12 protein-coding genes are annotated in these 14,332 nt (G+C 72.3%); 10 read left to right on the top strand and 2 right to left on the bottom strand.

Features of this window, described 5'->3' with window-relative positions; translation table 11 throughout:
* The first annotated feature begins 133 nt into the window (after window positions 1–133).
* The 9 genes from ACIOGX_RS25385 to ACIOGX_RS25345 all read left to right on the top strand — a co-directional run bounded on the left by ACIOGX_RS25385 (window position 134) and on the right by ACIOGX_RS25345 (window position 11,367).
* Entirely contained in the window at window positions 134–1,276 is a 1,143-nt protein-coding gene (locus ACIOGX_RS25385; protein ID WP_401916453.1) for a DUF2690 domain-containing protein, read from the top strand.
* Window positions 1,277–1,579: 303 nt separating this feature from the next.
* The gene (locus ACIOGX_RS25380; RefSeq protein ID WP_129770777.1) at window positions 1,580–2,569 is read left to right on the top strand and encodes a malate dehydrogenase; all 990 of its coding nucleotides are present in this window, start codon (window positions 1,580–1,582) and stop codon (window positions 2,567–2,569) included.
* A 180-nt stretch (window positions 2,570–2,749) separates the two neighbouring features.
* Window positions 2,750–2,995 carry a helix-turn-helix transcriptional regulator gene (locus tag ACIOGX_RS25375; RefSeq protein WP_356515817.1) on the top strand — a complete coding sequence of 82 codons (246 nt, stop codon included), beginning with the start codon at window positions 2,750–2,752 and terminating at the stop codon, window positions 2,993–2,995.
* Window positions 2,995–3,501 carry a hypothetical protein gene (locus tag ACIOGX_RS25370; RefSeq protein ID WP_356515819.1) on the top strand — a complete coding sequence of 169 codons (507 nt, stop codon included), beginning with the start codon at window positions 2,995–2,997 and terminating at the stop codon, window positions 3,499–3,501. Before ACIOGX_RS25375 ends, ACIOGX_RS25370 begins: the two co-directional genes overlap by 1 nt.
* 174 nt (window positions 3,502–3,675) lie before the next feature.
* Window positions 3,676–5,178, top strand: a complete 1,503-nt coding sequence (locus ACIOGX_RS25365) for an aldehyde dehydrogenase family protein (protein WP_401916448.1) — start codon at window positions 3,676–3,678, stop codon at window positions 5,176–5,178.
* A 70-nt stretch (window positions 5,179–5,248) separates the two neighbouring features.
* Window positions 5,249–6,904: a GMC family oxidoreductase gene (locus ACIOGX_RS25360; protein ID WP_401916445.1), complete on the top strand. Its 1,656-nt coding sequence runs from the start codon at window positions 5,249–5,251 to the stop codon at window positions 6,902–6,904.
* Between the two features lie 176 nt (window positions 6,905–7,080).
* Complete coding sequence (locus ACIOGX_RS25355) at window positions 7,081–8,319, top strand: betaine/proline/choline family ABC transporter ATP-binding protein (RefSeq protein WP_383965998.1); 1,239 nt, start codon at window positions 7,081–7,083, stop codon at window positions 8,317–8,319.
* On the top strand, window positions 8,316–10,394 hold the full coding sequence (locus tag ACIOGX_RS25350) for an ABC transporter permease (protein WP_401916442.1): 2,079 nt from the start codon (window positions 8,316–8,318) through the stop codon (window positions 10,392–10,394). Before ACIOGX_RS25355 ends, ACIOGX_RS25350 begins: the two co-directional genes overlap by 4 nt.
* A gap of 1 nt (window position 10,395) precedes the next feature.
* Window positions 10,396–11,367 carry an ABC transporter substrate-binding protein gene (locus ACIOGX_RS25345; RefSeq protein WP_401916439.1) on the top strand — a complete coding sequence of 324 codons (972 nt, stop codon included), beginning with the start codon at window positions 10,396–10,398 and terminating at the stop codon, window positions 11,365–11,367.
* Between the two features lie 135 nt (window positions 11,368–11,502).
* Here ACIOGX_RS25345 and ACIOGX_RS25340 read toward each other — a convergent pair whose 3' ends face one another.
* Together ACIOGX_RS25340 and ACIOGX_RS25335 are read right to left on the bottom strand one after the other, a co-directional pair.
* On the bottom strand, window positions 11,503–12,225 hold the full coding sequence (locus ACIOGX_RS25340; RefSeq protein WP_401916436.1) for an isocitrate lyase/phosphoenolpyruvate mutase family protein: 723 nt from the start codon (window positions 12,223–12,225) through the stop codon (window positions 11,503–11,505).
* Window positions 12,225–12,809: a carboxymuconolactone decarboxylase family protein gene (locus tag ACIOGX_RS25335; protein ID WP_401916433.1), complete on the bottom strand. Its 585-nt coding sequence runs from the start codon at window positions 12,807–12,809 to the stop codon at window positions 12,225–12,227. The genes ACIOGX_RS25340 and ACIOGX_RS25335 overlap by 1 nt, the downstream gene beginning before the upstream one ends.
* A gap of 47 nt (window positions 12,810–12,856) precedes the next feature.
* Between ACIOGX_RS25335 and ACIOGX_RS25330 the strand changes: the two genes are divergently transcribed.
* Window positions 12,857–14,332, top strand: a complete 1,476-nt coding sequence (locus ACIOGX_RS25330) for a PLP-dependent aminotransferase family protein (RefSeq protein WP_356515836.1) — start codon at window positions 12,857–12,859, stop codon at window positions 14,330–14,332.

Raw genomic sequence — 14,332 nt, 5'->3', positions numbered from 1 at the left:
GGGCGCGCAACGGGGCGCGAGGACCGTCCCGAATGCTCCTGCGCGCTGTCGACTGCCGGGGAGGGCAGCGGCGGCGGGGGATGACAGCGCGGGGCACATCCAGCACGTGCGGGGGGACAAGGGGGAGGCACAGATGCCTCGTTGGAAGGCGCTACCGGAGGAGCTCGATCCGGAGGTCAGCGAGTTCACGAGCCAGTTGCGCGGGCTTGTCGACCGCAGTGGTCTGAGCATCGCCGCCGTGTCCGACAGGACCGGCTACAGCAAGACGTCGTGGGAGCGCTATCTGAACGGGCGGCTGCTCGCGCCCAAGGGCGCGATCGTCGCGCTGGCCGAGGTGACCGGCACGCATCAGGGGCATCTGACCACGATGTGGGAGCTGGCGGAGCGCGCCTGGAGCCGGTCCGAGATGCGCCACGACATGACGATGGAGGCGATACGGATCTCCCAGGCGCGTTCGGCGCTCGGGGAGTTCGGCCAGAATCCGGTCGGCGGGTCCGGCAAGTCGGCCCGGTCGGCGGGGTCGGCCGGGCCGGGCGGACCCGGCGGACCCGGCGGACCCGGCGGATCGGGCAGGTCGGGCAGGTCGGGCGGGGCCGTCGGCACCAGTGGCCCGGGAGGTCCCGGGGGCCACTCCGCCGGTGCGACCATCGACTTCGGCGTCATGCGCGGGCCCGGCGCGCCCTCCGTACCGCAGCAGCGGGGTCCCGGCGGTCCGCCGCGACCGGGAGGCCCGTCTCCCGCCGGACCGCCGTCGGCGGGCCCGAAGCGCGGCCGGCGGAAGATGACGGTCGTCGTCGCGAGTGCCGTGGGCGCGGCGCTGGTGACAGCCGCCGCGGTGCTGCTGACCGGCATCGGCGGTGACAGCGGTGAGCGGACCGTCGCCGAGTCCCCGTCGCCCTCGCCCTCGCCGTCCAGCAGCGCCCCCGTACTGCCGGCCGGGGTGAAGTGCGGCGGCGACGCCTGCACCGGGAAGGACCCCGAAGAGATGGGCTGCGGCGGCGAGTTCGTCGAGACCGTCTCCCGCGCGACCGTCGGTACGACCCTGATCGAGGTCCGCTACAGCAAGACGTGCTCGGCGGCCTGGGCCCGGATCACCCAGGCGGTCACGGGCGACGAGGTGCGGATCACCGCGGGCGGGGAGACGAGCGGTCAGACCGGCGAGGTCGAGACGGCCACGAACGCCTACACCCCGATGGTCGCCGCACCGGAGGCCAAGGGCGCCAAGGCATGCGCGACGCTCGCCTCGGGCGAGACGGGCTGTACCCCGGTACGGTGACCGGCGCCCGGCCCGCGCCCGGCGCCCGCCCCGTTCCTCTGGGCGCCCGCACCCCCCGGGCGCTCGCCCCCCAGCGCCCGCCCCTCCCTCGTACGTCCCGCGTGCCACGGCGCCGCCGCGCCGCGCCACGCCGTCCCGCCCCCTTCGTGAGCCGCGCCACAAGGGTGCGTGGGTGTGGGGTCTCCCGGGTCGGATAGCCTGACCGCTGGATATCTCTTCACGTCAAGATTCAGTTCAGCGATGGGGAGATGTCCCGCACCAGGGGCAGGGACCCCCACCGCCAGCTGTCTTACGGAGATCGCCATGACCCGCACTCCCGTGAATGTCACCGTCACCGGCGCGGCCGGCCAGATCGGCTACGCGCTGCTCTTCCGCATCGCCTCCGGTCATCTGCTCGGCTCGGACGTGCCGGTCAAGCTGCGTCTTCTTGAGATCCCGCAGGGCCTCAAGGCCGCCGAGGGCACCGCGATGGAACTGGATGACTGCGCCTTCCCGCTGCTCAGCGGCATCGAGATCACGGACGACCCGAACGTCGCCTTCGACGGTGCCAACGTGGCGCTGCTGGTCGGCGCCCGTCCCCGTACCAAGGGCATGGAGCGCGGCGACCTGCTCGCGGCCAACGGCGGCATCTTCAAGCCGCAGGGCAAGGCCATCAACGACCACGCCGCTGACGACATCAAGGTCCTCGTCGTCGGCAACCCGGCCAACACCAACGCGCTGATCGCACGCGCCGCCGCGCCCGACGTACCGGCCGAGCGCTTCACCGCGATGACCCGCCTCGACCACAACCGCGCCATCTCGCAGCTCGCCGCGAAGACCGGCGCCGCCGTCTCCGACATCAAGCGGCTGACGATCTGGGGCAACCACTCCGCCACGCAGTACCCGGACATCTTCCACGCGGAGATCGCCGGCAAGAACGCCGCGGAGACCGTCAACGACGAGGCGTGGCTGGCCGACACCTTCATCCCGACCGTCGCCAAGCGCGGCGCGGCGATCATCGAGGCCCGTGGCGCCTCCTCGGCCGCCTCCGCCGCCAACGCCGCCATCGACCACATCCACACCTGGGTCAACGGCACGGCCGAGGGCGACTGGACCTCCATGGGTATCCCGTCGGACGGTTCCTACGGTGTCGAGGAGGGGCTCATCTCCTCCTTCCCCGTCACCACCAAGAACGGTGTGTACGAGATCGTCCAGGGCCTGGAGATCAACGACTTCTCGCGGACCCGGATCGACGCGTCGGTGCGGGAACTGGCCGAGGAGCGCGACGCGGTGCGCGAGCTGGGTCTCATCTGACCCCACCCGCCCCTCTCCGATCTTCCGAAAGGCCCTGGACCGCGTACACCGCGGTCCAGGGCCTTTCGCAACTCCGCAACTCCGCAACTCCGCAACTCCGCAACTCCTCGACTCCTCAACTTCTCAGCCCCCGCGTGCGAGTTGTTGCGCACCTGCCCTCGAATGTAGTACTTCTTATACATGAGCGAGCAGGTGCACAACAGGCTGGCAGTCGTCAGGGCCGAACGGAAAGTGTCCAGGCAGCAGTTGGCCGAGGCGGTAGGGGCCCACTACCAGACCGTGGGCTATATCGAACGGGGTCAGTACAACCCCAGCCTCGACCTGGCGCTGAGGATCGCGGAGTTCTTCCGCCTCCCCGTGGAGGCGTTGTTCTCCCTCGAACCCTTCAGCCCGCTCACGGACGAGGTCTACGGGAGGAAACAGTGATGACCACAGGACTGACGAAGCGCGACCAGCGGATGTACGCGCTGATGAACAGGCGTGACGGGCGGCCGTTCTACGCGACGCCCGCGCGCAGGCGCGCCGTCGTCTGCGCGCATATCGCCCTGACCGCGGTGGGTGTCTCGGGCTGGACCCTCATGGTCTTCTCCGAGCGGATGTGGCCCGTGTTCGTCCTCCTCGGAGTGCTGCTGCCGTGGTGCCTCGCGACCGGCGTGATCAATGGCGCCACGCGCGGACTGCTGGAGCTGCGCGGCCGTGCGCTGGACGAGCGTCAGCTCAGGGAGCGTGACCGCGTCCTCGCGCGCGCCCACCGGCTGACCTCGGTCCTGCTGCTGATTGCCGCCGTCGGCATCGGTTTCCTCGGCTGGCTCGGGGACGTACGGGTCGAGGCGCTGGTCAGTCCCGTACTGATCGGGGTCCTGGTCCCGCACTGGCTGATGCCGCTGTGGGTGGCCGGACTGACCGTACGGGACGAGCCCGACGAGGAGTGACCCGGCGGATCGCCGGTCCGGCGCGGGGGTGCGGACCGGCGGACATGCCCCGGCCGGGTGACCCGGAGCACTTTCGGTCACCCGGCACGCATGCTTTCCGCGCCGTGGGGCAGGCGCCCGGATCGCCAGTTCTTGCTGGTGGTGAATGCTCCGGGATGGAAGGCGATACGCGACGTGTCGGCACAACAGACGATTCATGTGGACGGAAAGTGGCGTGAAGCCGCCTCCGGTGCCACACGGGACATCCTCGACCCCGCCGACGGGACGGTCCTCGCCGTCGTGTCCGAGGGCGGCGCCCAGGATGCCGACGCCGCGATCGCCGCCGCGCGTACGGCCTTCGACGAGGGCCCGTGGCCCCGTACCCCGGTCGCCGAGCGGGCCCGGCTGCTGCGGACGACCGCCGACCTGCTGATCCGCAACCGCGAGAAGATAGCCCTGCTGGAGAGCAGGGACGCGGGCAAGACGCTGGAGGAGGGGCGCGTCGACGTCGACTGCGTCGCCGACGCCTTCCGCTACTTCGCGGATCTCGTGATGAACGAGAGCGGCGGCCGGGTCGTCGACGCCGGCTCGGACACCGTCCACAGCGTGGTCGTCCACGAACCGGTCGGCGTCTGCGCGCTGATCACCCCCTGGAACTACCCGCTGTTGCAGGCGAGTTGGAAGATCGCCCCGGCCCTCGCCGCGGGCAACACCTTCGTCGTCAAACCGAGCGAGCTGACCCCGCTCACCACGGTCGACCTCATCGACCTGCTCGCCGAGGCGGGCCTGCCGCCCGGCGTCGCCAATCTGGTGACCGGCGCGGGCGATCCGGTGGGCGCCCGGATGTCCGAACACCCGGACGTCGACCTCGTCTCGTTCACCGGCGGGCTCAGCAGCGGTACGCGGGTCATGCGCGCCGCCGCGCCCGGCGTGAAGAAGGTCGCCCTCGAACTCGGCGGCAAGAACCCGAACGTCGTCTTCGCGGACGCCTGCGCCACCGACGAGGGCTTCGACACCGCCGTCGACCAGGCGCTGAACGCCGCGTTCATCCACAGCGGCCAGGTCTGCTCCGCCGGTGCGCGGCTGATCATCGAGGAGTCCGTACGCGAGCGCTTCGTCGGTGAACTCGCCCGCCGCGCCACGCGGATCCGGCTCGGACGCGGTACGGAGCAGGGCGTGGAGTGCGGACCGCTCGTCTCCGCGCGGCAGCTGGCGAAGACCGAGGAGTACGTCGCCTCCGCGCTGGCCGAGGGAGCCGTGCTGCGCTCCGGCGGCAAGCGGCCCGAGCCGTCGGACGTCCGGCCCGCCGAGGGCTACTTCTACGAGCCGACCGTGCTCGACCAGTGCCACCGGGAGATGCGGGTCGTACGGGAAGAGGTCTTCGGACCCGTGCTGACGGTGGAGACCTTCCGTACGGAGGACGAAGCCGTGGCCCTCGCCAACGACACCGAGTACGGGCTCGCGGGCGGCGTCTGGAGCGCGGACCCGGGGCGCGCGCGGCGCGTGGCGGGACGACTGCGGCACGGCACGGTCTGGATCAACGACTTCCACCCGTATCTGCCGCAGGCGGAGTGGGGCGGCTTCGGCAAGTCCGGCATCGGACGGGAGCTGGGGCCGGCGGGGCTCGCCGAGTACCGCGAGGCCAAGCACATCTACCAGAACTTGGCGCCGCACCCGGTCCGCTGGTTCTCGGGCTGACAGCCGGACAGCCGGACCATCTCGCGCCCCGCACCCCCGCACCACCGCAAGCAGAGGAGCAGATCCAGCCATGGGATCAACGGTCGCCCCTGACCCGAAGCCCGAGTCCGAGTCCGAGTCCGTGCGCGATGTCGTGAACGACGAGGCGCGCGACGACGCGCACGATGACGCGCACGATGACGTGTACGACTACGTCGTCGTCGGCGGCGGCACCGCCGGATCGGTGATCGCCTCCCGCCTCACCGAGGACCCGGACATCACCGTCGCCGTCATCGAGGGCGGCCCCTCCGACGTCGACCGCCAGGACGTGCTGACGCTGCGGCGCTGGATGGGACTGCTCGGCGGTGAGCTGGACTACGACTACCCGACGACCGAACAGCCGCGCGGCAACTCGCACATCCGGCACAGCAGGGCCCGGGTACTGGGCGGCTGCTCCTCGCACAACACGCTCATCGCCTTCAAGCCGCTGCCGTCCGACTGGGACGAGTGGGCGGCGGCCGGGGCCGAGGGCTGGGACTCCGCCGCGATGGACCCGTACTTCGGCCGACTGCGGAACAACATCGTGCCGGTGGACGAGCGGGACCGTAACCCCATCGCCCGTGACTTCGTGGACGCGGCGCGCGCGGCGCTGGACGTTCCGCGCGTCGAGGGCTTCAACAAGAAGCCCTTCCATGAGGGCGCCGGCTTCTTCGACCTCGCGTACCACCCGGAGAACAACAAGCGGTCGTCCGCGTCCGTCGCGTATCTGCACCCCTTCCTCGACCGGCCGAACCTCCGTCTGCTGCTGGAGACCTGGGCGTTCCGGCTGGAGCTGGCGGGCACGCGGGCGCGGGGTGTGCGCGTACGGACGGCGGACGGCGCGGAGCGGCTGATCGAGGCCCGGCGTGAGGTCCTCGTCTGCGCGGGGGCCGTGGACACCCCCCGGCTGCTGCTGCACTCCGGCATCGGGCCGCGCGCCGACCTGGAGAAGCTCGGCATCCCCGTCGTCCACGATCTGCCGGGCGTCGGGGAGAACCTCCTCGACCACCCCGAGTCGGTGATCGTCTGGGAGACCGACGGGCCGATCCCGGAGAACTCGGCGATGGACTCCGACGCGGGGCTGTTCGTCCGGCGCGATCCGGCGGCCGAGGGGCCCGACCTGATGTTCCACTTCTACCAGATCCCGTTCACGGACAATCCGGAGCGGCTCGGGTACGAGCGCCCCGCGCACGGCGTGTCGATGACCCCGAACATCCCCAAGCCGCGCAGCCGCGGCCGGCTCTACCTCACGAGCGCGGATCCGGAGGTCAAACCGGCCCTGGACTTCCGTTACTTCACCGACGAGGACGACTACGACGGCCGGACCCTCGTCGACGGCATCAGGATCGCGCGCCGGGTCGCCGCCGCCGAGCCGCTGGCGGGCTGGCTGAAACGGGAGGTCTGTCCGGGACCCGAGGTCACCTCGGACGAGGAGCTGAGCGAGTACGCCCGTAAGTGCGCGCACACGGTGTACCACCCGGCGGGCACCTGCCGGATGGGCGCCGTCGGCGATGAACAGGCCGTGGTGGCACCCGACTTGAGGATCCGGGGGCTGGAGGCCATCCGTATCGCCGACGCCTCCGTCTTCCCGACGATGCCGGCGGTGAATCCCATGATCGGGGTCCTGATGGTCGGCGAGAAGTGCGCCCAGCTGCTGACCGAGGGCCGTGACGAGGCTCATGACGACCAGAAGGGCCCGAAGCGATGAGCGACGCGCAGCCGACGAACGACGCGCAACCGACGAACGACACGCAACCGACGAACGACACGCAGCCGACGAACGACACGCAGCCGATGAGTGACACGCAGCCGATGAGTGACGTGCAACCGATGAGCGACGCGGCGGCAGCGGCGGAGACGGCACACGGAGACGACCCGGCGGGCATGGACCTCACGCCGCCCGGCACGGAGAGCGAGGTGTCGGAACGGCCGCCGGTCTTCGCCGTCCGCGGCCTCTGGAAGGTCTTCGGCCCCAAGGCCGAGCGAGTGCCCGGCGACCCGGAACTCGCCTCACTCACCGCCGCCGAGCTGCGCGAACGTACCGGCTGCACCGCCGCCGTACGCGACGTCTCCTTCGACGTCCGCAAGGGCGAGGTGTTCGTCGTCATGGGGCTGTCGGGCTCCGGCAAGTCCACGCTCGTCCGCTGTCTGACGCGGCTCATCGAGCCGACGGCCGGCGCGGTCGCCATCGACGGCGAGGATGTCCTGTCGATGGACAGGGCCCGGCTGCGCGAACTGCGGCGCCACCGGGCCGCGATGGTCTTCCAGCACTTCGGGCTGCTGCCGCACCGCTCGGTCCTCGACAACGTCGCCTACGGCCTGGAGATCCAGGGCATGGGCAAGGCCCAGCGCCGCGAGAAGGCCGCCGAGGTCATCGGCAAGGTCGGCCTCGACGGGATGGAGGACCGCCGTCCCGGCCAGCTCTCCGGTGGTCAGCAGCAGCGCGTCGGGCTGGCCCGCGCGCTCGCCGTGGATCCCCAGGTGCTGCTGTTCGACGAGCCGTTCAGCGCGCTGGACCCGCTGATCCGCCGTGACATGCAGGAGGAGGTCATCCGGCTGCACCACGAGGAGCACCGCACGATGGTCTTCATCACGCACGATCTGACCGAGGCGCTGCGGCTCGGCGACCGGATCGCGCTGATGCGTGACGGCCGTGTCGTGCAGCTGGGCACGCCGGAGGAGATCGTGGGCCGGCCGGCCGACGCGTACGTACGGGACTTCGTCCGTGACGTACCGCGCGAGCAGGTCATCACCGTCGGGGCCGCCATGCGGCGCCCGCTGGCGGGCGACGCCGACTCCGGGCCCGCGCTGGCGCCGACCGCGACCGTTTCCGAGGCGATCGAGGCCGTGGCGCGTTCCGGGGACGCGGCGGCGCGTGTGGTCGACGGGGGCAGGCTGCTCGGTGTCGTGGACCGCGAGCGTCTGCTGAACGTGGTGGCGGGTACGACGGAAGAGGGGGGAAGCGCGGGCCCGGCGGGTCCAGGGGCGTCAGGGGAGCGACCCGGAGCCCATGGATCACCTGGAGCCCACGGATCCCCCGGAGCCCATGGATCACCTGGAGCCCATGGATCACCCGGATCTCCCGGAGCGAGGGCGGAGGCCGGGAAGGCGGCGCTCCGATGACCGCCGCGACCACCGTGCCCGTCGAGCGCGGGGGCCCGTCCGCCGTGCTCTCCTCGCCCCTCGGCCGCACGCTCACCAGACTGCTGCCGCTCGCCGTGTTCGCGGCGGTCCTCGTACCCCTGGCCCTCACCCGCTGGCCGGGCACCGCCTGGCCCGCCGCGCTGACCGTGGATCTGTCGGCCCCGCTCGGCGGCGCCAGCGACTGGATCATCGACAACCGCGACAGCCACCCGCTCTTCCTCTACTTCTTCGGGCACATCAGCAACGCGGTCGTGCTCGCCGTGCGCGGCGTGTATCTGCTGCTGCTCGCGGCCGGCTGGGCCGGGGTCACCGCGGCGGCCGGGCTGATCGCCTGGCGGGTCGCGGGCGTACGGCTCGCCCTCACCGCCGCCGTGTCGTTCGCCGTCTGCGGCGTGCTCGGTATGTGGGTGCCCACCATGCAGACGCTTGCTCTCATGGTGGTCGCCGTCACCGCGTCCGTGGTGCTGGGCGCCCTGCTCGGCCTCGCCGCCGGGCTCTCCGACCGGCTGTACCGGGCGCTGCGCCCGCTGCTCGACACGATGCAGGTCCTGCCCGCCTTCGCGTATCTGCTGCCCGTGGTGCTGGTCTTCGGCATCGGCGTCCCGGCGGCGGTCCTCGCGACCGTCGTCTACGCGGCTCCGCCGATGGCCAGGCTGACCGCGCTCGGGCTGCGCGAGGCTGACCGCGGGGTGATGGAGGCCGTCGCCTCGCTCGGTGCGACCGCCCGGCAGCGGCTGCTGACCGCACGGCTGCCGCTCGCCCGCAAGCAACTGCTGCTCGGCCTCAACCAGACGATCATGATGGCGCTCTCGATGGCCGTGATCGCGTCCGTGATCGGCGCCGGGGGACTCGGCGACCGCGTGTACCAGGCGCTGGCCTCGGTCGATGTGGGCGCGGCGCTGGCGGCGGGGCTGCCGATCGTCCTGCTGGCGGTGGTCCTGGACCGTACGACGGCGGCGGCGGGTTCCGGTACGGCGAGTTCCGGTACGGCCGGTTCCCGTACGGCCGGCTCCGGTGCGGGTGCCGGTCCGGGTGCCGGTCCGGGCGCCGGGCACCGCGGTGGGCGCGGCCGGCTCGGCTGGGCCGTCGCGGCCCTGGCGACCGTCCTCGTGGCGATCGCCGGACGTCTCACGGACCGGCTCGACTGGCCCGGGACCTGGACCGTCCACATCGCCGAGCCCGTCAACCGGGCCGTCGACTGGATGACCGCCCATCTCTACTCCGGCGTCCCCGTCATCGGCGGCACCGCCGACTGGGCAGGTCACTTCACCACCTGGGTGCTCGACCCGCTGCGCGGCGGCCTCCAGGCCCTGCCCTGGTGGGCGGTGCTGCTGCTCGTCGCCGCGCTCGCGCTGCTGATCGGCACCTGGCAGACCGCGCTGACCGCCGTACTCGCCATGGCCGCGATCGGTGTCCTCGGGGTGTGGAAGCCGTCGCTGGACACGCTCTCGCAGGTGCTGGCGGCCGTCGCCGTCACACTCGTCATCGGTTTCGCCGCGGGTATCACGGCCGCCCGCAGCTCACGGGTGGAAGCGCTGCTCAGGCCCGTACTGGACGTCTTCCAGACCCTGCCGCAGTTCGTGTATCTGATCCCGGTGGTCGCGCTCTTCGGCGTCGGGCGCGCGCCCGCGGTCGCCGCCGCCGTCGTGTACGCGCTGCCGGCCGTCGTCCGTATCACCACCCAGGGCCTGCGCCAGGTCGACCCCGCCGCCATGGAGTCGGCGCGCTCGCTCGGCGCGACCGGCGGTCAGCAGCTGCGCCAGGTCCAACTGCCGCTCGCGGGGCCCGCGCTGCGTCTCGCGCTCAACCAGGGCGTCGTCCTCGTCCTCGCCGTCGTCATCATCGGCGGTCTGGTGGGCGGCGGGGCGCTCGGGTACGACGTCGTGTTCGGCCTCGCCCAGGGCGACTTGGCGACCGGGCTGGTCGCGGGCGCGGCCATCGTCTGTCTCGGTCTGATGCTCGACCGGGTGACCCAGCCCACGGAGCGCCGTGCGCGAGGCGGTGCGCAACGCCGTACGCAACGCCGTACCGGCCGGACCAGGAAGGCGGCCTGACATGGCTCGTACCCGTACACACGCCGCTCTGGCCCTCGTCTCGGCGGGCGCCCTGCTCGCCGTCACCGGCTGCGGCGCGGCCGACATGACCAAGCAGGCGTCCCCGTACGCCAACGCGCAGGGCGCGAAGACCGTCACGCTCTCCGTGCAGTCCTGGGTCGGCGCGCAGGCCAATGTGGCCGTGGCCTCGTATCTGCTCGAACACGAACTGGGCTACCGCGTGGACACCGTCCAGATCGACGAGGTCCCCGCCTGGGACGCCCTCAGCCAGGGCCGCGTCGACGCCATCCTGGAGGACTGGGGCCACCCGGATCAGGAAGCCCGGTACGTCGACGAGAAGAAGACGATCGCGCCGGGCGGCGGCCTCGGGGTCACCGGCCACATCGGCTGGTTCGTACCGACGTACTTCGCCGAGCGGCACCCGGACGTCACGGACTGGCGCAACCTCGACACCTACGCCTCCCAGCTCCGCACCGCGGAGAGCGGCGGCAAGGGGCAACTGCTCGACGGCTCACCGTCGTACGTCACCAACGACAAGGCGCTGGTGAACAATCTGGATCTGGACTACCAGGTCGTCTTCGCGGGCTCGGAGGCGGCGCAGATCACCCAGATCAAGCAGTTCGCCAAGGAGAAGAAGCCCTTCCTCACCTACTGGTACAAGCCGCAGTGGCTGTTCCAGAAGGTGCCGATGACGGAGGTGAAGCTCCCGGCGTACAAGGAGGGCTGCGACGCCGACCCCGAGAAGGTCGCCTGCGCCTACCCGCACACCCCGCTCCAGAAGTTCCTCAACGCGGACTTCGCGAAGAAGGGCGGAAGCGCGGCACGGTTCCTGGAGAACTTCACCTGGACGACCGAGCAGCAGAACGAGGTCGCCCTGATGATCGCGGAGCAGAAGCTGTCGCCGGAGGAAGCGGCCGCGAAGTGGGTCGCGACGAATGGCCCGACCTGGAAGAAGTGGCTCACGAAGAAGTAGCGGGACTGGCGGCCCGACGACGGACCGGCACGTCGTCGGGCGCGCCCCGCCCAATACCGGCAACCCGGTCCGGCTGTCGGGGGCGGGCGCCGGGGCTCAGTCCGGCGTCTCAGTCCAGCGTCTCAGTCCGGCGTTTCAGCCGGCCGGGCGCGGGAGGTGGTCCGTGATCTCCCTGAGCGCCGTCATCGCGCGTCGTTGCAGGAGCGGGCCGAAGGTGACGCGGGTCGCGCCCAGTCGGCCCAGCTCGTCCGGGGGCGGGCCCGTCGGGAGGGCGAGCGTGTTGAGCGGGCCCTCGATGCCCGTCCGGAGCGCGGGGAGTGTCCCGGGCGGCGCGGCGATCGGGTAGACGCAGTCCGCGCCCGCCGCCACATAGAGCCGGGCCCGCGCCACCGCCTCCGCCGGGTCGTCGACGCCCCGGATGAAGGTGTCCACGCGCGCGTTGATGAACAGGGCGTCGCCCGCCGCGGCCCGTACCTCCGCCAGCCAGTCCGCGTGCCGGTGCGGGTCCTTGAGGGCGCCGTCCGAGGAGTCCTCCAGATTGCAGCCGACCGCGCCCGCGTCCAGCAGGCGGCCGGTCAGTTCGCGGGGGGAGAGGCCGTAGCCGTCCTCCACGTCCGCCGATACGGGTACGGAGACGGCGCGGGCGATGCGCGCGATCGCGGCGAACATCTCGTCGGGCGGGGTCGCGCCGTCCTCGTAACCGAGCGAGGCCGCGACCCCCGCGCTCGGCGTGGCGAGGGCGGGGAAGCCCGCGTCGGCGAAGACGCGGGCGCTGGCCGCGTCCCACGGGCCCGGCAGGACCAGCGGGTCGGCGGCGGCGCGGCCGTGGTGCAGGGCGCGGAAGGCCGGGGCCGTCATCAGTGCTTGAACTGGCCGGGCGTGTAGTGGCCCGGGGCCATCCGGGTGGTCACCCCGAACCGGTTCCAGGCGTTGATCACCGTGATCGCGGAGATCAGATGGGCCAGCTCGGTCTCGTCGAAGTGGGCCGCGGCCTTCGCGTACACCTCGTCCGGCACGAAACCGTCGGTCAGCACGGTGACCGCCTCGGTCAGCTCGATCGCCGCGATCTCCTTCGGCGTGTAGAAGTGCCGCGACTCCTCCCACGCGCTGAGCTGAATGATCCGCTCCACCGACTCGCCGGCCGCCAGCGCGTCCTTCGAGTGCATGTCGAGGCAGAACGCGCAGTGGTTGAGCTGGGAGGCGCGGATCTTGACCAGTTCGAGCAGGGTCGGATCCACGCCCCGCCGCGCCGCCGCGTCCAGCCGGACCATGGCCTTGTAGACCTCGGGGGCGAGCTTGGCCATGTCCAGACGGGGGCTGTGCTCCGGGGCGTACCCCTTGGCCCCGTCGGCTCCCGTGGCCCCGTTCGCCGTGTCCGTCGCCGTGTCCGTCGTCGCCGTGTCCGTCGTGGTCGTGTCCGTCGTCGTCTCTGTCGTCGTCATGAGTACGACGCTACGCGCCCAGTGGCACACCGGTATGGTCCACTTCCATGACGGATTCCTGGGCCAATACGCGGATCGCCGGTGTCGATCTGCATCTGGAGCTGCACGGTTCCGGACCGCGGTCCGGATCACGCTCCGGACCGCGGTCCGGACCGGGCTCCGGGCTGCGCGCAGGGCTCATGGACGCCCTGCGCGACGCCGTCCGCACGGGCCGTCTCGCGCCCGGCACCCGCCTGCCGTCCTCCCGCTCGCTCGCCGCCGACCTGGGCATCGCACGCAACACCGTCGCCGACGCGTACGCCGAGCTGGTCGCCGAGGGCTGGCTCACCGCGCGGCAGGGCTCCGGGACCCTGGTGGCCAGGCGCGCCGCGCCCCGCAGACCCGCGCCCGCCGCGCCCAGAACGCGGCCGGTCCGCCGTGGGCCCGCGTACAGCCTGCTGCCGGGCACCCCCGACCTCGCCTCGTTCCCCCGGGCGCAGTGGCTCACGGCCGCCCGCCGCGCGCTGACGGCCGCGCCGCACGAAGCCTTCGGGTACGGCGACCCGCGGGGCCGGACCGAACTGCGTACCGTCCTCGCCGACTACCTGGCGCGGGCGCGCGGTGTGTACGCCGACCCCGGGCGGATCGTGGTCTGCGCGGGCTTCCTCCACGGGCTGACGCTCCTCGGGAAGGTCCTGACCGCGCGCCGGGTGCGGGCGGTGGCCACCGAGTCGTACGGCCTCGACATACACCGGGACCTGCTGACCGGAGCCGGGCTGCGGACCCCCGCCCTCGCCCTGGACGCGCTCGGCACGCGCACCGAGGACCTGGCCGACCCGCCGGACCCGGCGGGCGCCCGTGGCGTCGGCGCGGTGCTGCTGACGCCCGCGCACCAGTTCCCGACCGGCGTGGCGCTCCACCCCGACCGGCGCGCGGCGGCCGTCGACTGGGCGCGCGGTACGGGCGGGCTGATCCTGGAGGACGACTACGACGGGGAGTTCCGGTTCGACCGCCAGCCCGTCGGCGCCCTTCAAGGGCTCGACCCCGAGCGGGTCGTGTACTGCGGCACGGCGAGCAAGTCCCTGGCGCCGGGGTTGCGGCTCGGCTGGCTGGTGCTGCCGGACGAACTGGTCGGCGAGGTGGCGGCGGCGAAGGGCGAGGCCGAGTGGGCGACGAGCGCGCTGGACCAGCTCACGCTCGCGGAGTTCATCGCCTCGGGCGCGTACGACCGTCATGTCCGCTCCATGCGGCTGCGCTACCGGCGCCGCCGCGACCAGCTCGTGGCGGCGCTGGCGGACCGGGCGCCCGGTATCAGCGTGACCGGCATCGCGGCCGGCCTGCACGCCGTCCTCGAACTGCCGCCCGGCACCGAGCGCTCGGTGGTCGAGGCCGCGGCCTGGCAGGGGCTCGCGGTGGAGGGCCTGTCCCGCTTCGCCCACCCCTCGGCGCCGCCGGGGCGCGACGCCCTGGTGGTCGGCTACGCCACCCCGCCGGACAGCGCGTGGACGGGCGCGCTGGACGCACTGTGCCGGGTGCTGCCGTGA

The organism is Streptomyces sp. NPDC088147, assembly GCF_044741565.1.
Classification (GTDB): Bacteria; Actinomycetota; Actinomycetes; order Streptomycetales; family Streptomycetaceae; genus Streptomyces.
This window is presented reverse-complemented; position numbering and strand designations above follow the sequence as displayed.

What these genes read in the sequence shown, in the direction of transcription:
- ACIOGX_RS25360 (WP_401916445.1), top strand. Translation starts at nt 5,249, where the DNA reads ATGGGATCAACGGTCGCCCCTGACCCGAAGCCCGAGTCCGAGTCCGAG.
- ACIOGX_RS25375 (WP_356515817.1), top strand. Translation starts at nt 2,750, where the DNA reads ATGAGCGAGCAGGTGCACAACAGGCTGGCAGTCGTCAGGGCCGAACGG.
- ACIOGX_RS25385 (WP_401916453.1), top strand. Translation starts at nt 134, where the DNA reads ATGCCTCGTTGGAAGGCGCTACCGGAGGAGCTCGATCCGGAGGTCAGC.
- ACIOGX_RS25370 (WP_356515819.1), top strand. Translation starts at nt 2,995, where the DNA reads ATGACCACAGGACTGACGAAGCGCGACCAGCGGATGTACGCGCTGATG.
- ACIOGX_RS25380 (WP_129770777.1), top strand. Translation starts at nt 1,580, where the DNA reads ATGACCCGCACTCCCGTGAATGTCACCGTCACCGGCGCGGCCGGCCAG.
- ACIOGX_RS25335 (WP_401916433.1), bottom strand. Translation starts at nt 12,809, where the DNA reads ATGACGACGACAGAGACGACGACGGACACGACCACGACGGACACGGCG.
- ACIOGX_RS25340 (WP_401916436.1), bottom strand. Translation starts at nt 12,225, where the DNA reads ATGACGGCCCCGGCCTTCCGCGCCCTGCACCACGGCCGCGCCGCCGCC.
- ACIOGX_RS25345 (WP_401916439.1), top strand. Translation starts at nt 10,396, where the DNA reads ATGGCTCGTACCCGTACACACGCCGCTCTGGCCCTCGTCTCGGCGGGC.
- ACIOGX_RS25350 (WP_401916442.1), top strand. Translation starts at nt 8,316, where the DNA reads ATGACCGCCGCGACCACCGTGCCCGTCGAGCGCGGGGGCCCGTCCGCC.
- ACIOGX_RS25330 (WP_356515836.1), top strand. Translation starts at nt 12,857, where the DNA reads ATGACGGATTCCTGGGCCAATACGCGGATCGCCGGTGTCGATCTGCAT.
- ACIOGX_RS25355 (WP_383965998.1), top strand. Translation starts at nt 7,081, where the DNA reads ATGGACCTCACGCCGCCCGGCACGGAGAGCGAGGTGTCGGAACGGCCG.